At 46.4% G+C, this 18,945-nt stretch carries 15 protein-coding genes; 8 read left to right on the top strand and 7 right to left on the bottom strand.

Annotated elements, in window-relative coordinates:
* Window positions 1-64: 64 nt before the first annotated feature.
* The 3 genes from MHI32_RS29330 to MHI32_RS29320 all read right to left on the bottom strand — a co-directional run bounded on the left by MHI32_RS29330 (window position 65) and on the right by MHI32_RS29320 (window position 3,991).
* On the bottom strand, window positions 65-757 hold the full coding sequence (locus MHI32_RS29330) for a response regulator transcription factor (protein WP_076124072.1): 693 nt from the start codon (window positions 755-757) through the stop codon (window positions 65-67).
* A 16-nt stretch (window positions 758-773) separates the two neighbouring features.
* Window positions 774-2,447, bottom strand: coding sequence for a GAF domain-containing sensor histidine kinase (locus MHI32_RS29325; protein ID WP_340011577.1), 1,674 nt, complete (start codon window positions 2,445-2,447; stop codon window positions 774-776).
* Window positions 2,448-2,599: 152 nt separating this feature from the next.
* The gene (locus MHI32_RS29320; protein ID WP_076124068.1) at window positions 2,600-3,991 is read right to left on the bottom strand and encodes an MATE family efflux transporter; all 1,392 of its coding nucleotides are present in this window, start codon (window positions 3,989-3,991) and stop codon (window positions 2,600-2,602) included.
* 263 nt (window positions 3,992-4,254) lie between these two features.
* Between MHI32_RS29320 and hxlA the strand changes: the two genes are divergently transcribed.
* The 3 genes from hxlA (at window position 4,255) to MHI32_RS29305 (ending at window position 5,905) form a co-directional block, all read left to right on the top strand.
* Window positions 4,255-4,887: a 3-hexulose-6-phosphate synthase gene (gene hxlA, locus MHI32_RS29315; protein WP_036682127.1), complete on the top strand. Its 633-nt coding sequence runs from the start codon at window positions 4,255-4,257 to the stop codon at window positions 4,885-4,887.
* A gap of 7 nt (window positions 4,888-4,894) precedes the next feature.
* Complete coding sequence (hxlB, locus tag MHI32_RS29310) at window positions 4,895-5,443, top strand: 6-phospho-3-hexuloisomerase (RefSeq protein WP_076191679.1); 549 nt, start codon at window positions 4,895-4,897, stop codon at window positions 5,441-5,443.
* A gap of 84 nt (window positions 5,444-5,527) precedes the next feature.
* On the top strand, window positions 5,528-5,905 hold the full coding sequence (locus MHI32_RS29305; protein ID WP_340011575.1) for a helix-turn-helix domain-containing protein: 378 nt from the start codon (window positions 5,528-5,530) through the stop codon (window positions 5,903-5,905).
* A 95-nt stretch (window positions 5,906-6,000) separates the two neighbouring features.
* On the opposite strand, the gene pepT is transcribed toward MHI32_RS29305, so the two are convergent.
* The 4 genes from pepT to MHI32_RS29285 all read right to left on the bottom strand — a co-directional run bounded on the left by pepT (window position 6,001) and on the right by MHI32_RS29285 (window position 10,520).
* Window positions 6,001-7,233, bottom strand: a complete 1,233-nt coding sequence (gene pepT, locus MHI32_RS29300) for a peptidase T (RefSeq protein WP_076220750.1) — start codon at window positions 7,231-7,233, stop codon at window positions 6,001-6,003.
* A 95-nt stretch (window positions 7,234-7,328) separates the two neighbouring features.
* On the bottom strand, window positions 7,329-7,982 hold the full coding sequence (locus tag MHI32_RS29295; RefSeq protein WP_076278274.1) for a sortase: 654 nt from the start codon (window positions 7,980-7,982) through the stop codon (window positions 7,329-7,331).
* Between the two features lie 36 nt (window positions 7,983-8,018).
* On the bottom strand, window positions 8,019-9,029 hold the full coding sequence (locus MHI32_RS29290) for a hypothetical protein (RefSeq protein ID WP_076191684.1): 1,011 nt from the start codon (window positions 9,027-9,029) through the stop codon (window positions 8,019-8,021).
* A gap of 477 nt (window positions 9,030-9,506) precedes the next feature.
* On the bottom strand, window positions 9,507-10,520 hold the full coding sequence (locus tag MHI32_RS29285) for an LLM class flavin-dependent oxidoreductase (protein ID WP_081383185.1): 1,014 nt from the start codon (window positions 10,518-10,520) through the stop codon (window positions 9,507-9,509).
* A 258-nt stretch (window positions 10,521-10,778) separates the two neighbouring features.
* Here MHI32_RS29285 and MHI32_RS29280 point away from each other — a divergent pair, with 258 nt between their 5' ends.
* The 5 genes from MHI32_RS29280 to pgmB all read left to right on the top strand — a co-directional run bounded on the left by MHI32_RS29280 (window position 10,779) and on the right by pgmB (window position 18,945).
* On the top strand, window positions 10,779-11,783 hold the full coding sequence (locus MHI32_RS29280; RefSeq protein WP_036682112.1) for a LacI family DNA-binding transcriptional regulator: 1,005 nt from the start codon (window positions 10,779-10,781) through the stop codon (window positions 11,781-11,783).
* 335 nt (window positions 11,784-12,118) lie between these two features.
* Window positions 12,119-13,540, top strand: a complete 1,422-nt coding sequence (locus tag MHI32_RS29275) for an ABC transporter substrate-binding protein (protein WP_036682109.1) — start codon at window positions 12,119-12,121, stop codon at window positions 13,538-13,540.
* 173 nt (window positions 13,541-13,713) lie between these two features.
* Complete coding sequence (locus MHI32_RS29270; RefSeq protein ID WP_036682450.1) at window positions 13,714-14,802, top strand: sugar ABC transporter permease; 1,089 nt, start codon at window positions 13,714-13,716, stop codon at window positions 14,800-14,802.
* Window positions 14,802-15,893, top strand: coding sequence for a carbohydrate ABC transporter permease (locus tag MHI32_RS29265; protein ID WP_076124061.1), 1,092 nt, complete (start codon window positions 14,802-14,804; stop codon window positions 15,891-15,893). Before MHI32_RS29270 ends, MHI32_RS29265 begins: the two co-directional genes overlap by 1 nt.
* Before the next feature lie 46 nt (window positions 15,894-15,939).
* Window positions 15,940-18,945: a beta-phosphoglucomutase gene (gene pgmB / locus MHI32_RS29260; RefSeq protein ID WP_340011572.1), complete on the top strand. Its 3,006-nt coding sequence runs from the start codon at window positions 15,940-15,942 to the stop codon at window positions 18,943-18,945.

Below are 18,945 nucleotides of genomic sequence, written 5' to 3'. Positions count from 1 at the left end.
ATAATAAAAACGCTCAGCCATTGTGCTGAGCATCTAAGACTAAAGTTGTAGAGGAGTTTTGATTCTAGGCGTTATAGCCGCCTTTCAATGCGAAAATGGCAGCCTGAGTCCGATCCGCTAAGTTTAGCTTTCCGAGAACGTGGCTGACATGGGTCTTAACGGTTTTTTCGGTGATGACCAGCTTGCTGGCAATCTCTTTGTTGCTCATACCGAGCGCAATCAGGTCTAATACTTCTTGCTCGCGTGGGGTAAGAAGCTCTAATCCGGTGATTGCAGCAGGTGTTGTGTTTGGGCCGTTCGGATCGGAAGTATTAAGTTCCATTTGCTCTAGTGTAGAAGTCGCCATTAGATTCATCAGTTGGCTGGCAGCCTCGGAATGTAGCTCCACTTGCCCGTTATGTACCTTACGGATCGCAACTACCAGCGCTTCTGGTTCTATATCTTTAAGCAAATAGCCTTTGATTCCTACGCGGATAGCCGGGAGTACATGATCCTGATCCGAAAAGGAGGTCAATACAATGACCTTGACCTGCGGGTGGGAGATCCTCAGCGCTTGAGCGGTCTCAATGCCGTCCATAATGGGCATATGCAAATCCATTAATATGACATCCGGGTTCAATTCGGCTGTTCTTTCCAGTGCCTCGCGGCCGTTGGAGGCCTCCCCGATAACCTTGATATCGGGTTGTGTGGAGAGAAATACTTGCAGCCCACGGCGTACCATTGCATGGTCGTCTACTAATAATAAGTTTATCGTCATTTATGATCACCCGACTTTATGTAGATTGGATGGGCAGAGGTATGGTTGCCTCAACCGTTGTGCCCTGATTTTCCACACTGTGGATATGAATACGACCGAAGAGGGCCTCTGCTCTTTCCTTCATAATATGCAGACCAAGAGATTCATTAGTGTCTGTGTTAGAACGCCGTTTGGCCCCGCCTTTACCTTGGTCGGCAACGCTCAGTACCACCTCGGCTGCATTCAGATGTAGAGATACCTCCGCTTTAGAGGTTCCGGAATGCTTACGTACATTATTGAGTGCTTCTTGGCCAATGCGCCACAGCCCTTCCTCCACGTTGCGGGGAAGTTCGTGAACACCGCTCCGTTGCGTCTGTATCAGCAGCCCTAGCTGCTGGCCATGAGCCTGCAGCGCAGTCAATAAACCGGCTTCCAGTCCGGCAGGCCGAAGCTGCATAATTAATACACGCATTTCTTTGAGTGCTGACTGGGATAAAGCTTGAATATCGCGGACAGCCTCAGTAGCAGGATGGGAGATATGCTCCTGCTTCAGCATACTTTCCACGCCTTTGGCGGTCATTGAGAGGGAGAAGAGGATCTGGTTCACGGAGTCGTGCAGGTCACGGGCCAGACGATTCCGCTCATCAAGACGCGCAATTTCGCGGCGTTTCTCTCCAAGCTGAGCACTTTCCAATGTAGCGGAAATATGCTCAGCGACAGCCTCAAGCACCTCTCCATCCGCAGTTGCGGAGGCTAGTGCTTTAGGTGAGGTGATCAGTAGAATTCCTGCACCTTGTGCGGCAATCTGCCGAAAGGGCACAGCGAGCATCACAACATGCTCCGCGACAGGTTGTTCAGAACAGCAGGACTTCGTAATTTCCTGCTCTTCATCAGGGGTTAATGTCGCAAAGCGTTGTCCTTTCGCGATATCTCCTAGACGTACTTTAAAAGAATCCGAGAGCTCGAAGGGAGCTATTTCCGGCATTATATTAGCCGCATAGGCAGCATGGACTTCGAATTGTCCCTCATGCTGCCCGATAATCGCTGCAAAGGGCCAATCGAAATAGTCGCCAATCAGGGCGGCGCTTTTCTCGATCAGAATACTGGGCGAGATACATTGGTTGGCGGTTAGATTTAAAGCTGCGCTGAATTCGCCTAATTTGGCGTACAGATTCGCGCGGCGCTGCTCGGTGCTATATAACTGCATCCGTTCTATAGCACTGCCAATTTGCAAAGCCACGGATTGCAGCAAAGCCAGCTCGCTGTCGGCGTAATGTGCTTTGCCTGGTGCGGCCACATTCATAAGTCCCAAGTAACGCTCACCTGAATGCAGCGGGACGGTGGCGTGGTGGGTGATGCCCAGCGTGTCGCCCCAGTTATACTGCCTGGCGTTACTCAGCCGCTTGCAGCTTAGGATGTTAACGGCATGCTCGAGCCGACCGTCCCATAGGCGGCTTAGGCACCAGCAGCTTCCGCACTGCATTGGTTGTTTATTGTCGCGCTGTAGTGCAGGTGGCAGGCCTCGATCAGCGGCACACTCATATTCCATGTATTCTTCGCTCAGGAAGATCCAGCCTGCAGTGTTTCCGGTTAACTCAAGTAGCTTGCCCATGACTGTGTCGAGCATGGGTCTGAGCTCATTGGAACTGTTTAAAGTCTCCGCAATCGTTTTGAGCGTCAGTAACTCATGGATTCCGGTTTCCTCCGGCATGAAGTTCTCTCCTTTAGCTTTGTGAATTATGTTCTATCTATTGTAACGTAGAATGGTTCATTCATTCTCAAATTTTATGTAATGTTGGCGTAAATAAATAGAAGGTCCCTTAAGATCTGATATGACCTTAAAGAACCCTCTGTATATACATATTAATTTACAGCTGCAGGAGTAGCGGAAGGTGTACAGTGTTCTGGAGCTTCGTGTTCGATAAGTCCATGTTTCTCCCAAGCTCGGCTCTTCCAGCGGAAATACATAATGACGGCTCTCACCCACTCATCGACCGCAGTAGCAATCCACACGCCGGCTAACCCGAGATCAAGTTGGAACACCAGGAAATAACCAAGAGGTAAGCTCATGCAGACCATGGAGATCAGTCCCATATATACAGGGAATTTGGCATCGCCCGAGGCGCGTAAAGAGTTAATGATAACCAGATTGGTTGTGCGCCCGGTTTCCAGGAAGAAGCTAAGCAATATGACCTGCGCCCCCATCCTAATGATGTTCTCATTGTCTGTGAAAAGCCCGAATAGCGGTACCCGGAAGAAAATCACCACAGCATCTATTATTACGGTAACCAGCAACGCCCACTTTACACTGGTGAATACACGCTTATAGGCTTCATCAGGTCGTCTAGCTCCCACGAGATGTCCTACAACGATGGAAGTTCCCATAGAGACAGCTACACTGAATAAATAAATATAATTGGAAATATTAAGCGCGTACTGGCGGGTAGCCATAGCTTCAGCGCCTAAATAAGTAATATACAGTGTGAATACAAGCTGGCACGACTGATAAGTGATGGATTCAAAAGCGGACGGGATGCCGATTTTGAGAATTTGCAGCACGTATTTTTTAGAAAGATGAATGTAATAGGTTACTTTCACCCGTACCTCCATCACTCTGTAGAGCAGCAGGAAGAATAGGATCAGGCAGATAAAGCGACTCATCACTGTTGAGATAGCCGCACCCTCCACACCTAACGCCGGAAGTCCGAAATGACCATAAATGAGCAGGTAGTTGCCCACCACGTGAATGATATTCATCAGCAAGGATACGACCATCGTCTGTTTGGTGAAACCGTGAGTACGGATAGTAGTCGCCAGAGCATTAATTAATGCTTGCAGAAAAATACCGCCCCCAACAATATTCATATAGGCTTTGGCGTAAATGAGGATATCCCCTTTTACATTCAGCGCAGTCAGTAGCGACCCTCCGAATATCAGCAAAAACGTACTTAGGAGAATGCCGACTAACAGGTTTAGGGTAATGGCATTGCCGGTCACTTGAGCGGCTTCCAGAGGTTTTTTGGAACCGAGATATTGGGAGACCACAATAGCTGCGCCGTTACCAATTACACTGAGGACTAAAATTGCTATCGCAATGATCTGATTCGCTGCGCCGACACCAGACACGGCATCGTCCGACACTGAACTGATCATAAAAGTATCCACACTGCCCATGAGCATAAAGAGGAATAGCTCGAGGAAAATCGGCCAGGTCAGTTTGACCAGGTTGAATTCCTGGTGATTATTTTGCTTCATTGTGCACCTTCTTATATTATGATGTACTTCCTAAAATTTCATAAACAAACTGTAATATTAGCACAGCTTTCATGGAAATGCAGTATTTTTACAGAAAAATGACAAAACGTTTTTAATTTAAGTCGAAAAGAGCCCTTTAACCGCACATTAGTATCCTCCAGGTAACTACATCACAATAAAGTGCCTACTTCCCTAAAGGGATGTAAGGAACTACAATTTGTACATGACTTACTAAAATATATTAATAAGGAGTGCAAATAAATATGAAATTACAATTAGCGTTGGATTTAGTGGACATTGCGGGAGCGAAAGAGGTTGTCTCAAAAGTTGCCGAATTTATAGATATCGTTGAAATTGGAACACCTATCGTTATAAATGAAGGGTTACATGCAGTGAAGGCAATCAAAGAGGCTTTTCCAGCTTTGACTGTGTTGGCGGATTTGAAAATCATGGACGCAGGTGGATATGAAGTGATGAAGGCTGTGGAAGCGGGCGCGGATATCGTTACTGTACTTGGTGTTTCTGATGATTCTACCATTAGAGGTGCAGTGGAGGAAGCGAAGAAAACCAATAAAGAGATTCTAGTTGATCTGATTAATGTGAAGGATATCCAAACAAGAGCGGCTGAAGTAGACGCACTTGGCGTAGACTATATCTGTGTACACTCTGGATATGACCATCAAGCGGAAGGTAAAAATTCTTTTGCAGATTTAAATGCGATTAAGAGTGTGGTTAAGCAGGCCAAAACAGCTATCGCTGGAGGGATCAAGCTAAGCACACTTCCAGAAGTGATCGCCGCGAACCCTGATCTTGTCATCGTTGGCGGAGGCATCACAGGTGAAGCGGATCAAAAGGCTGCCGCAGCAGAAATGAAACGTCTAGTTAGTCAGGCTTAAGATTACAATGAAATATGCGCAGCAAATTATAGAGGAGCTCCAGCGCTCCATATCTCAGCTTGATGAAGAAGAGACTGAGCGAATGGCTGAGCTGCTGCTTCAGTCCAACAAGATCTTCGTGGCTGGAGCGGGCAGATCTGGATTGATGGGACGGGCCTTTGCTATGCGGTTAATGCATGTTGGTAAAGAGGCTTACGTTGTAGGCGAAACGGTGACTCCGGGGATTGAACAGGGGGATGTGTTAGTCCTCGGTTCCGGTTCCGGTGAGACAAAAGGGTTGATCTCTATGGCTGAGAAAGCCAAAGGGGTAGGCGCAGAAGTTGTTGCCGTTACCATTGCGCCGGATTCGACGGTTGGACGTTTAGCGGGCTACACAGTGAAGCTGCCGGGATCTCCAAAAGATCCGGCCAGTGGAAGCTACAGCACGATCCAGCCGATGGCTTCTTTATTCGAACAGACGATGTTGGTCTTTTATGATGCTATTATTCTGCGAATGATGGAGAAGACGGGGCAGACGAATCAGCAAATGTTCGGCAAGCATGCTAATTTAGAGTGAACGTACAGAAACGAATGCCTTCCAATGAGGAGGTTATTCGTTTTTGTGTTAGTATGATAACAGGAGAGAGGAGGCGCTTTAGGTATGGCAACCGAGATTAAAGATCGCATAAACTTGAAGGAAATTAACTGTGAGAAGGAATTGACGCTTGCGGTGATCGGAGGGAAATGGAAGCTGATTATCCTCTGGCATCTAGGGCTTGAAGGGACAAAGCGATTCAGCGAGCTGAAGAAGCTAATTCCTCATATCACGCAAAAAATGTTGACCAATCAGCTTCGCGAGCTCGAAGAGGACCAGCTGGTTCTAAGAAAAGTGTACGCTGTGGTTCCGCCAAAAGTAGAGTATTCCCTGACATCATATGGCCAAAGTCTGCTTCCCGTCCTTCGATTGATGTATGATTGGGGTAAAAATTACGGAGAAAACGTGATCTGGAAGGACACGCCGCCGGAAGAAAGATGCTAATCGAATAGCCTATGAACATTAATAATCCCTGAGAGGTCTGGATCGGCCTCTACAGGGATTTTTTGGTGTTTTAAAGGAGTGATGCGGATAATGCTTTAGGCTTTCTGTTCGAATAGCTTAGCAATCTCCACGATAACATTTACCGCTTTTACCATATTGTCCGCAGACGCATATTCGAATTTGCCATGGAAATTCTCGCCTCCGGTGAAAATATTAGGTGTCGGCAAGCCCATGTAGGAAAGCTGCGAGCCATCTGTACCTCCGCGAATCGGGCGGATGATCGGTGTGATGTTAAGGTTCTCCATCGCCTCATGGGCAATATCGACGATATGACGCACTGGCTCGATTTTTTCACGCATATTGTAATATTGGTCCTTCATTTCAAGCACGATGTTCTCTTCACCATGGATGTTTTTGAATTCTTCTACGACAGCTGAGAGATATGCTTTACGTGCCTCGAATTTCTCACGGTCGAAGTCGCGGATGATATATTGCAGCTTGCTGAATTCAGGTGTGCCTTCTATAGAGCTTAGGTGATAAAAGCCTTCATAACCGTCTGTATATTCGGGCGCTTCCTCAGCAGGGAGTCTGAGATGAAGTGCCATGGCGATTTTGGCGGAATGAATCATCTTTCCTTTTGCAGTCCCAGGGTGAACATTAACGCCGTAGACTGAGATTTTGGCTGACGCAGCATTAAAGCTTTCATACTCTAATTCTCCGAGTGGACCTCCGTCTACAGTGTAAGCATAGGAAGCATTAAAAGCGGCTACGTCAAATTTATGAGGCCCGCGGCCGATTTCTTCGTCTGGTGTGAAGGCAACTCTAATCTTGCCGTGTTTGATTTCTGGATGTTGAATGAGGTAATGCATGGCGGTCATAATCTCAGCAATACCGGCTTTATTATCTGCGCCAAGCAGGGTCGTGCCGTCGGTTGTAATTAAGGTGTGGCCTTTGTATTCCGCCAGCTCCGGAAAGCTCGCTGTGGATAATACAACATTCAGCTCTTTATTCAAAAGAATATCTTGACCATCATAGTTCTCGATAATCTGTGGCTTCACATTCGTTCCGGTAAAATCAGTCGCTGTATCCAAATGGGCTAAAAAACCAATGGTCGGAACATCCTTATCCGTATTCGCAGGGAGTGTCGCCATAACATAGCCATGCTCGTCCACCTGGACTTCCTCCATGCCGATTTCCTTAAGCTCTTCAACCAGCTTGTGGGCCAGAACCATCTGTCCCGGAGTGGATGGGCAAGTCTCATTATCTTCATTCGATTGGGTATCCATTTGTGCATACGAAATAAACCGTTCTACAACCTCTTTCTTCACCTTGGGTCATCTCCTCTTTACTATTGTATATATATAGTATCACTTTCCATATAAGGTCTCATCCCTGAGGAAGAAGATTGAGGTAATATTTAAGATTAATGCGGCAATATTTCTTGTTTCACTAACTTCGCTGAAAGTAAATAACGGTCCGGTGCAGATCCCACATATGAAAAGGGATAACAGGTAATCAATGTGAGGATGGCCTTATTACTTGGCTTTATAGCACCACGTTCGTCCCCGTCAACAATTGTGCTGCCTGTTACTTCATAGGTAAAAGTCCCATCGGTACTTTCCAGCTCGATAAGATCTCCAGCGACGAGTTCTCCCAGATTACGGAACACTGTATCGCGGTGGCCTGCGAGCACACTGTTGCCGGTGGCACCGATAGCTGCGCTGCCTTTATAATGTCCGGCTCCCTTTTTTAGCTCGGGGCTTTCCGTGCCTTCTAGCACTGCGATCTTTTTGTTTAATTTGGGGAAACGAATCTCTCCTATGATTTCACCTTCTGAATAGGAATGAGCGGGGTGCGGCTGTTCCTTGGCTGAACTGATCATTCCCATGGGAAGAGGGATTTCTTCGGCAGAAAGGGGGCGGGCGACAGCTTCCTCCCTCTTTTTTGCCCAATCATTTAAAGCCTGTTTAGCTTCGAGCGGTGCTTTGACCACTTGTACAACCGAGTAAATCAACACAACTAAAGAGAGTATGAAGATTAGCTTCACGGCTAGCAAGACACCATTACGCTTCTTCATACTCTCTCACCTCCAGACTTATGCTGCAAAATGTGGTTATTTCTTCGATTTCAATCTGCGCATGATAATCACGCTGAGTACCGCAATGGCTAAGCTGGCAAGAATCAAGTTATACCAAGGCTCAGCGGTATTTGGAAGCTTGTTGCCAACCTCTGGTGCTCCCAGTGGAAGCTCATCATCAGGCAGGGCGATTTCATTGCTTGGCTGCGGTGTTGCACTGGTAGTTTGGCTGCCGGCACTTGGTGATGCTGTCGGCTCATTATCGCCTCCACCCAGTGGGATCGGCGCTTCAGTGACACTAATTTCATCTACTACTGGTGAAGCTGTAGGTATTGGCGATGGTGTTGGCGTCGTTGATTGCCCTGGTGTGGCAGCTGCTGTTGCCGTTGGCGAAGTAGCCGTCGTGGTTGGTGAAGCTGTTGCGGTCGGTGAAGCTTCAGGTGTAGCTGTAGCCGTGGCAGTAGGTGTCGTAGTTGGCACTACAGTAGGTGTAGCAGTCGCTGTAGGTGATGGCTCCGGTGTAGGCTGAGCTGTGGCCGTCGCTGTCGGTGAAGGACTAGGTTGAGCGGATGGCTCCGGTCCTCCAGAAGCGGAGAACTCAAAGGCTACAGTGGTGGTTTTCCCTTGATATTCGTTCCCTGCTTCCCACGGGAAAATTACATCCATTTGAATTACACTTTGTTCTCCCCCGGCAAGTGAACCGATGGCAACTCTTCCGGCAGCCTCACTCATCACCCCTGAATAGATGATTACTCCCTCTTTTTCGAGTGTCATTTGGAGAATATCGTATAATTCTGCGTCTCCAGAGATGAATTTGAAGTCCACATAGTAATTAAAGCCCTCACTACCTGCGTTAATAATTGTGTATTCTGAGTTCGTTTCATCACCAGGCTGCATATTGTTCATGGTGGCTGTGCTTGTCGTATGCGAATTCACCGTAAGCTTAATGGTATCTTGCGCACTAACTCCGCCAGCATGCCAGATGACTCCTGCTAGAATAGTCAGGATATAAGCAGCTATGAAAGCCGAGCGATATTTCTTCTTCACTTTACTCGCTCCTTTCTCCTGAACCCCATATTAAATTTTGTAGACATCATTTGCGGGCTTCCGGCAAATTCTTCTCTTCTAATCGGATTTTTCATCAAACATTGTCGAAATAAGTAGTATCTCACAGAACCACTTTCTTGTGCGTATACAGGAATCTCCGTGAAAGTGGAAGGAGAGGGTAGAGATATACCGCCAATTCGTTCGTTATAGCGAATAACTAAAGTATAATCAAAATAATATCTAAACAAAAATGGGATATTAGAAGGAAATCCATCATATTTGATCAAATATCAATTATATTAATGGTTTTACACCAGTTCTCTCTATTTAACTCTTTATTTTTATGTAATTCATTGTTTTTATTGTGTTTTATTGAGAACGATTATGAATGCAAAATAAAAAGGCAAGACATACATCTGGAATAGGGCTCAAACCCCGATACCAGACCTATCGTCTTGCCTTAATTATGATGATAAATTAGATTTCCTTCATAGCGTCGGCTACAATCTCATAAGAGCGTAGACGAGCGTTAGGATCATAAATTCCACCAGAAACAATCAATTCATCGGCCTGTGTCTCTTGCAGGATTTCTTGAAGCCGTTCTTTAATTGCTGCTTTATCACCAGCGAAAGAGTAACGCTGTTTCTCAAGCATGGCTGCTTTTTCTTGCATCGTCCATAGCCCCTCCATACTATCAACCGGTGGTTGTAACTTCCCCGTACGTCCGCGGATGATATTAAGGAATTGCTGCTGCTGCGAGGTAGCCAGTCGTCTTGCCTCATTCACGGTATCGGCTGCTGTAATACCAACTCCGACCATCACATAAGGCTTGTCGAGTGCTGCTGAAGGACGGAAATTACTATGATAGATGTGTAAAGCTTGTAGTAAATATTCTGGTGCGAAATGGCTGGCGAAAGCAAAAGGTAAACCTAGCTTCCCTGCCAGCTGAGCACTAAAACCGCTGGAGCCCAGCAGCCAGATGGGGATATTCAAGCCTTCACCAGGAACAGCACGAACCCCAGCCGGTCGTGATCCTGCACCTGCAGGATCGAAGTAGGCTCTGAGCTCACTTAACTGCTCGGGGAAGTCACTGCCGTCGCTTCCGAGACCACGGCGTAGCGCACGGGAAGCCGGTTGATCGGATCCTGGGGCTCTGCCCAGTCCTAAATCAATCCGTCCTGGATATAGGGATTCGAGGGTCCCGAATTGTTCCGCAATGACAAGTGGTGCGTGGTTGGACAACATGATGCCTCCAGAGCCTACGCGTATGCTTTTTGTGCCGCCAGCAATGTGGCCAATTAAGAGTGAGGTAGCAGAACTGGCAACACCAATCATGTTGTGATGCTCAGCAAACCAATACCGGTGATAGCCCCATGCCTCAGCATGTTGAGCTAAAGCTAAAGAGTTATGAAAAGAGTCTGCCGCTGTGCCACCCTCCACAATAGAGGCTAAGTCCAGTACGGAGAATCGAATATCGCGCTGTTGCTTCAATGTAATCCCTCCTATAATAAACGCTCAGATAGTCTAGAGCAGTATTTGTAGCTGCGAATATTGCTACTCGCCTAGTATACCATGTAATAAAACTATATACACACTTTAAGTAAGTTATACGCACTTTGTAATGATTAGATAAGGAATAAGTATGTCTTTAAAAGAAAATGTAAGCGCTTTAAAATATCTGTTGTTATTTCTTAACGGGCTTGCTATAATCACATCGAAAAGTTACCTGAAAAAAAGGAAGTTATCGTTATGAAGCCAACCATAAGAGATGTTGCCAGAATGGCGGAGGTGTCGATCAGCACCGTATCGCGGGTTATGAATGCACCGAATACGGTCGTAGAGAGCAAACGGAATCGAGTGATGGAGGCTGTAGAACGTTTGCAATATCAACCAAATGCGTTTGCACGCGGCCTGATCTACAAGAAGTCTTTTACACTGGGCCTGCTGATTCCGGATATTGAGAACCTGTATTTCGCAGGGGTTATTCGGGGAATGCAGGATGCATGCATCAAGCTCGGATACAGTTTAATGATCTGCAATACGGACCGCGACAAAGAACGGATGCTGTCTTACATCGATAACTTTCATGAGAAGCAGGTGGATGGGATCGTGTTCGCCAGTGATGTCCTTTATCCTGAGACACATGACAAATTAGTCGGTTGTAGAATTCCTTTTGTGTTGGTATCCTCGCATTCTGATGAGTACGACATTCCATCTGTGGAGGTGGATGATGAACAGGCGGCTTACGATGCGGTAAAGTTTCTGATTGATTTAGGGCATAAGGACATTGGCATGATTGGTTTTAACCATGATAACTCCGTATCCGGCCCGCCTCGTTATGAAGGTTTTGTAAGGGCATTAACAGAGTTTGGACTACAGCAGAATATTGTGAAGAGCAAATATGCCAATCACAGGTTCGAACACGCTTATCAAGCTGCGCATGAGTTGTTTACTGATTATCCCGAGCTGACCGCCGTTTTCTGTGTTGCTGACGAATTTGCAATGGGGACGATTTCTTATCTGAAGGATCGTAATATTCTAGTTCCGGGTCAGGTATCTGTGATTGGATTTGATAATTTGCGGATGTCGAGTATGTTCATTCCAAAGCTGACCACGATTGCGCAGCCGATTTATGAGTTAGGGTATCGTGCGGCGGAGATGCTGCATGAATTGCTCACAACAGGTGGTGTCCAGGTATTGAATGAAAAGATGGAGCATAAGCTGATTGTGCGGGAATCCACGCGGGAAAAATAAAGGCTCTTTATTTTTGTGACCTTCTTCTGAAAAGCTTTTCAGAGCCATGTATCGGTCTTAATTAAAATTTAAATGTTAGGATAGAAAATAGTATGAATTCTTATGAAAAACATCTCATTTTCCGATTGGAAACGGTTACTAATTATGATAATATAAAAAATGTAAGCGCTATTATTAAATTACATTTGTGATGGAGTTTGATTTTAGGATATTTACCTGTCTTCTGAAAAGCTTTGCAAGGAGGTGATCTGCTACAAGCTGCTAATACATGCCAGGGTGCCCGGATGATTGAATAAGATGTTATCTCTATAACCATTAAAGGGGATGTACAAAAGATGAAGAAGATCTCAGGACGTAAAAAGTCGTTGGCTTTAGTACTGTGTTTATCCTTCACAATGACGCTGAGCGCATGCGGCGGAGGCAACAATAATGCGGCGCCTACAGATCCACCGGCGGCAACAGTCAGCCCAACAGCAGATAACACCGAGAAAGCGACAAATACACCTAGTGCTGAACCTTCGGGTTCCCCGTTAGATTTAGCGATGAAAGGTGAATATAAAGGGACTAAAGTAACCATGTTTGGACCCTTCGTAGATGCTGACCAAGTGAAATTTGAGAGCAGCATTAAAGAATTTGAAGAGAAGACAGGGATCGATATTCAATACGAGGGCTCCAAGGAGTTCGAAGCAACAATAAATATTAGGGTGGACGGCGGAAATGCTCCTGATATCGCTGACTTCCCGCAGCCGGGATTGCTGGCATCGATTGCTAAGACGGGCAAGGTTATCGATTTGACCAGTGTGCTGGATCAAGACAAATTGACGGCTAATTACAACAAGAGCTGGCTCGATATGTCTACGATGGACGGAAAAGACGGGAAGATCATGGCGGGGATTTGGAACCGCAGTAATGTAAAGAGCTTGGTATGGTATCCAAAGAAACAATTTGATGATGCAGGTTACAAGGTTCCTGAAACTTGGGATGAGCTGATGGCACTCACTGAACAAATTGCCAAGGATGGCGATCCTGCCTGGGCTATTGGCATTGAGAGCGGTGCTGCAACGGGTTGGCCAGCAACAGACTGGGTCGAAAATATAATGCTTCGTACGACTACGCCTGAGAACTACGATAAGTGGGTAAAAGGTGAACTGCCATTTACTTCACCAGAAGTAAAAAATGCTGTTGAAATCATGTCTAAAATTTGGCTTAACAAGGATTATGTTTACGGTGGTGCTAAGTCTATCGTGACAACATCCTTCGGGGATGCCCCAGCGCCAATGTTCACTGATCCGCCTAAAGCCTGGTTTAATATGCTCGGTAACTTTATTACAAGCTTCTTCCCTGAAACGGCAAAGGTTGATCAGGATTATGATTGGTTCTACTTGCCGCCAATTGATGCACAATATGGTAAACCAGTGCTGGTTGCAGGTGATATTTACGCTATGTTCAACGATCGTCCAGAGGTTCGTGCAGTCATGGAATTCTTCACCACTGGAGAGTCGATTAAGAGCTGGGTACAATCTGGCGGCGTAATTGCTCCTATGAATGATGCTTCCCTTGATTGGTATACCTCTGAATCCGATCGCCGGATGGCGAAGTTGGTTCAAGATGCTTCCACACTGCGTTTTGATGGCTCTGATTTGATGCCAGGTAAAGTGGGTGCAGGCACCTTCTGGAAAGGGATGACCGACTATGTGAGCGGTACAGCGACACTGGATCAAGCCTTGGAACAAATCCAGTCCGGCTGGAACAACTAACCTAATATTTAAAGCGCACAGTAAAAAGAGGGGCAGTGAGAAAAGAGGATTGTCTGCCCCTCTTTTTGTTTTCTAACTAGTGAGTTCGATGCTTATGATAAGAGTTTTGCTCCGCAAAACTTATAGGAGGAGCTGGAGCTAATATGGGTGCACAATCACAGCCACAGCCACAAATGCCAACACAACCACAAGCTAGGCCAACCGTCAGCCTGAAGGCGGTAATGCTGTCCCTAGTTGTGTTATTAGCGAATATTGTTGTTAACGGCGCAATCTTTTTATTCTTCCGGGATTCCACATTAAATCCGCTGCTAACAGCGGTTCTGGCTGTCCTCTGGGGAGTTCTAGGTGTTTATCTGATTTACTATACGCTGACGTGGGCGGTTGAGCAGTACCCGGATCATATCCGGCGTAAGGTGCTGCCTTATATCTTTATTGGTCCGGCAGTGATTATTCTGGGCTGGTTACTGGTCCTGCCTGCACTGCGAACATTATATTTGAGCTTTTTTAATGCTTCTTCAGAAAAATTTGTGGGTCTGAGCAATTATGCAGCGATCTTTAGCGATCATCTGATGGCAACGGCATTGCGTAACAATTTACTTTGGGTATTCGTTGGCACGCTTGCTTGTGTAGCATTCGGGCTCTTAATTGCTATTCTTGCCGATCGCAGCAGCTATGAGAAAATCGCCAAATCGATCATCTTTATGCCGATGGCTATTTCCTTTGTAGCGGCAGGAGTCATTTGGAAATTCGTTTATTACTATCAACCGGGTGACGAACAAATCGGGCTGTTGAACGCAATCGTTACTTATTTTGGGGGAGAACCCCAAGCCTGGACGAGTATGCTTCAGCCGTGGAATAACTTTTTCCTCATTATTATTTTGATCTGGATGCAGACGGGATTTGCAATGGTGATTTTCTCGGCAGCAATCAAAGGGGTTCCTGACGACATTTTGGAAGCTGCACGAGTGGATGGAGCAAATGAGGTGAAGATTTTCTTTGGAATCATGATTCCATATATTTCATCAACCATTCTGACAGTGACAACGACCATTATCGTCTTTACGTTGAAAATATTTGACGTCGTCATGGTGATGACAGGAGGTCAATACGATACAGAGGTTGTTGCTACACAGTTCTACCGGCAATTCTTTATGTACCGTAATTTCGGCTACGGCTCCACGCTGGCTATTGTTCTACTGATCGCGGTGCTGCCTGTAATCATAATCAATCTACGTCAGTTCCGTAAGCAGGGGGGATTCTAATGGCTGGCAAAAAGAAGAGAAAAGGCAGCAAAACGGTTGTAAATATCGTGTTGGGTGTGATCTGTTTTATTTGGCTGCTTCCGACTCTTGGGCTATTTATTTCCTCCTTCCGTCCGGCTGCTGACATTCTGCAGACCGGATGGTGGAAAGCTTTTCCTCATCAGGAGTGGAAGGCTGGAGAGACGATTCAGCTATCCAAGGATGTGGATCTTCGGGAGCCAATTGAGGTGAACGGTAAAACTTATACAGATGATGAGCTGAAGGCTGGCGTGAAGGCAGATGGCAGCCGGCTTATGTGGGAGAATCGTAGAGCGCGTACCGTAAATGAACAGATACAAGGTTGGAAGATGACACCGGATCTCACGCTGGATAACTATAATAATGTGCTTTCCGGTAAGGAATACAAGCTGAAACAGGCTGATGGTAGTGAAACGGTGCAAAAAGGCTCCGGATTGTCACAGGCCTTCTGGAATACGCTAACGATTGCTGTTCCAGCAACAGTTATTCCGGTGCTGATCGCTTCTTTTGCTGCATATGCTTTTGCCTGGCTGCGGTTTCCTGGGCGCAGAATCCTTTTTGTAATCATTATTGCAATGCTCGTCATTCCGATACAGGTTGCGCTTATTCCAGTGCTTAAGGATTATACCGCACTTGGGCTAAACGGAAGTTATCTGGGAATTTGGCTGGCGCATACGGCTTTTGGATTACCGCTGGTTACGTACTTTATGTACAACTTTATCAGTCAATTGCCGAAGGATTTGTTCGAATCGGCTTTCATGGATGGGGCAAGTCATTTCACTATATTCAGTAGGCTAATTCTGCCTCTATCAGTGCCAGCACTGGCTTCTATCGGGATATTCCAATTCCTGTGGGTGTGGAATGACTATTTAGTCTCATTGATTTTTATCGGCAATCAACCGTCTGTGCAAGTCATGTCGATGAAAATTGCCGATTTAGTAGGCTCACGAGGCAACGATTGGCATTTACTTACTTCGGCTGCATTTATCTCTATGCTGATGCCGCTCGCTATTTTTTTCCTGCTGCAAAAGTATTTCGTCAGAGGGCTTATGGGTGGGTCGGTGAAAGGTTAATGATTTAGAACCCGAATGAAACTGTGATCAGGGGGAGCTTAGAGAGATGAAGATGAAACCATACGTACATCCGGCGGCGGTATATCCTTACCGGGAGTGGAGTCTTGATGAGGAAGCTTATAGTGAAGAGAACAATCAAAGAAGCGAGAGTATTTTTGCTCTTGGCAATGGATATATTGGTATGCGCGGTAATTTCGAAGAAGGTTACCACGGCAGCTCAGGCTCGTCTGTAACAGGCAATTATTTGAATGGTTTTTTTGATTCGGAGCCCATTGTATATCCAGAAGGAGCGTACGGATATCCATCCCGCAATCAAGCGATGCTGAACGTAACAGATGCCAAGATTATTGAACTGAATATTGAAGGGCAGACCTTTCAGTTAAACAGTGGGCAAGTGCATCATTATGAACGAAAGCTGGATATGCGAAGCGGGGTTCTGCATCGGCAGGTAGATTGGGAATCTCCAGCTGGTCACCGGGTACAGCTTCATATCCGGCGGATGGTGACTTTGCAGCACAAACATCTGGCGGCGATAGATTATGAGGTTAAAGCGCTGAATTTCAGCGGAGTGCTTACCTTCACTTCATCCATCGACGGCAAGATCCAAAAACCTAAGGTAACGGATGATCCCAGATTGGGCTCGGGAGGCAAGGAGCCCAGTCTGCTCCTGGAGGATACCGGTCATGAACCGGGACAGTCCTTCTTATGGATGAAGCAGAGGACGCGGCATACCCAGTTTGCCTTATTAACAGGGGTAAGTCATAAGCTCGATTCAAGATCTGAGGATAAAAGGATCGTGCAGCATGAGGGGCAGAAATTATCCATGCAGTTTGTCGTCCCGGTGGAGCGTGGGGAAAGCGTCTCACTAACCAAATATATCTCTTACCATACCTCTAAAGATTATCCAGAAGACGAACTACTTAGTAGAAGTACTGAAATATTACACTTAGCAGACCATAGCGGGTTTGAAGCGCTTGCCCAGGAACAGCAGGCTTATCTGGATCGATACTGGGCACATACGGATGTGGAGATTCATGGTGATCTTGCGCTTCAGCAGGGCATTCGCTTTAATGCTTTTCAACTGCTTCAATCCGTAGGCCGTGATGGGGTTACGAATATTGGAGCCAAGGGATTAACGGGTGAAGGATACGAAGGGCACTATTTCTGGGATACCGAGATGTATATGCTGCCCTTCTTTACGTTCACACAGCCGGAGATTAGCCGAAAGCTGCTCGAATTTCGTTATGCCACGTTAGACAAAGCAAGGGAGCGTGCAGCGGTAATGTCGCAGAAGGGAGCCTTGTTCCCTTGGCGGACTATAGACGGGGCAGAGAACTCTGCGTATTTCCCGGCAGGCACGGCGCAAATGCATATTAATGCGGATATTGCGTATGCCATCAAGCAGTATGTACTGGCTACCGGAGATTATGATTTTTTGGTTACGAAGGGAGCGGAAATTTTATTCGAAACTTCCCGCTTTTGGTTGGACTTGGGGTACTTTAATCCGGCTAGGGGCGGTGTCTTTTGTATTGATGCAGTAACCGGTCCTGATGAATATACAGCTATCGTCAACAATAATGCATACACCAACTTTATGGTACAGGATCAGCTTTATTATGCACACGAGATGGCAGGGATATTGTCTAAGCAGTATCCTGAGCATTTTGAACGCCTGAAGCAAAAAATCGGTCTGACTGAGCATGAGATATTAGTGTGGCTGGAAGCGGCGGACAAAATGTTTATCCCCTTTGATGAGGGACTTGGCATTTATGCTCAAGACGACACGTTTCTCTCCAAGAAAAAATGGGATTTCGAGCATACACCAGCTGACAAATATCCGCTGCTGCTCAACTACCATCCGCTGGTAATTTACCGTCATCAGGTGTTGAAACAGGCGGACTTGGTAATGGCGATGTTTCTACTGGGTGACCAATTCAGCTTGGCGGATAAGATCCGGAATTATAATTATTATGAGCCGCTGACGACGCATGATTCTTCATTGTCACCGTGTATTCACAGTATAATCTCTGCTGAGATTGGTGATTTGACGGGAGCCTATTCCTATTTTGACCGCACGGTACGGATGGACTTGGATGATATCAACCGCAACGTAAAGGATGGACTGCACACTGCTGCTATGGCAGGCTCCTGGCTGTCGATTGTGAATGGTTTTGGTGGCATGCGCTTATGCGGCGGGATGTTATCATTTAATCCTAGTGTGCCAGCGCAGTGGGAGAGCTATCGGTTTAAAATAACATGCGCTGGACAGCTGTTGGATATTTTTGTGAGTGATACAGAAGTGATCTATACGCTGCTGGAGGGCGAAGAGCTTGAGATTATGCATAAGGGAAACCTTATACAGTTGTCTGCACAGAAGCCGCTGAGGCTTTCGAATGTGAAGCAGCTTGAAGCTGTTATTTTCGAGCTGGACGGGATAATTACTGATACTGGAGAGTATCATTATGAGGCTTGGAAGGATCTGGCGGATGAGCTTGCGCTTTCTTTTGATCGAGAGAAGCATAAGAGTCTTAAGGGCCTAAGTCGAATGGAATCTTTAGAAGTCATTCTGGAGAGTAGTGGACTGAATTTGCCGCAACCGGTAAAGGGAATGCTCTGCAACAAAAAGAACGAGAAGTATAGACAGCTGGTTCAGCAAATGACGCCTGCTGAGCTGTATCCGGGTATCCACAGCGTGTTGTCCGATTTGCAGCAAAGAGGGATTGCTATCGGACTGGCTTCAGTGAATGAGAATGCGCTGCTGATTCTCGAACGCTTGCAGATCGGGCATTGGTTTCAGGCGGTGGCTGACCCTGGCAACTTGCGTAGAAGCAAGCCAGATCCAGAGATTCACTTGCAGGTTGCGGAGATGCTGGGCATATCCCCAGACTGCTGTGTGGCGATTGAGGATACCGAGGAAGGAATAGCCGCAATTAATGCTGCTGGTATGAGGTCAGTGGGAGCTGGAGTGGCGCTCGTAACCGGGACCGCGGATCTATGTCTGGCTTCCACCGCAGAGATAAGTGTTGAGAAATTGTTAGAGCTGTTTGCGTAG

This window comes from Paenibacillus sp. FSL H7-0690, from assembly GCF_037980415.1.
Classification (GTDB): domain Bacteria; phylum Bacillota; class Bacilli; order Paenibacillales; family Paenibacillaceae; genus Paenibacillus_AQ; species Paenibacillus_AQ odorifer.
Note: the sequence above shows the minus strand (reverse complement) of the source record. Positions and strands in the feature narration are given on the sequence as shown.

Bases quoted from the DNA above. Each gene is read 5' to 3' on its own strand.
- MHI32_RS29305 (WP_340011575.1), top strand. From the start codon at position 5,528: ATGGCAACCGAGATTAAAGATCGCATAAACTTGAAGGAAATTAACTGT.
- MHI32_RS29280 (WP_036682112.1), top strand. From the start codon at position 10,779: ATGAAGCCAACCATAAGAGATGTTGCCAGAATGGCGGAGGTGTCGATC.
- MHI32_RS29265 (WP_076124061.1), top strand. From the start codon at position 14,802: ATGGCTGGCAAAAAGAAGAGAAAAGGCAGCAAAACGGTTGTAAATATC.
- hxlA (WP_036682127.1), top strand. From the start codon at position 4,255: ATGAAATTACAATTAGCGTTGGATTTAGTGGACATTGCGGGAGCGAAA.
- MHI32_RS29330 (WP_076124072.1), bottom strand. From the start codon at position 757: ATGACGATAAACTTATTATTAGTAGACGACCATGCAATGGTACGCCGT.
- pgmB (WP_340011572.1), top strand. From the start codon at position 15,940: ATGAAGATGAAACCATACGTACATCCGGCGGCGGTATATCCTTACCGG.
- MHI32_RS29325 (WP_340011577.1), bottom strand. From the start codon at position 2,447: ATGCCGGAGGAAACCGGAATCCATGAGTTACTGACGCTCAAAACGATT.
- MHI32_RS29270 (WP_036682450.1), top strand. From the start codon at position 13,714: ATGCCAACACAACCACAAGCTAGGCCAACCGTCAGCCTGAAGGCGGTA.
- MHI32_RS29320 (WP_076124068.1), bottom strand. From the start codon at position 3,991: ATGAAGCAAAATAATCACCAGGAATTCAACCTGGTCAAACTGACCTGG.
- MHI32_RS29295 (WP_076278274.1), bottom strand. From the start codon at position 7,982: ATGAAGAAGCGTAATGGTGTCTTGCTAGCCGTGAAGCTAATCTTCATA.
- MHI32_RS29275 (WP_036682109.1), top strand. From the start codon at position 12,119: ATGAAGAAGATCTCAGGACGTAAAAAGTCGTTGGCTTTAGTACTGTGT.
- hxlB (WP_076191679.1), top strand. From the start codon at position 4,895: ATGAAATATGCGCAGCAAATTATAGAGGAGCTCCAGCGCTCCATATCT.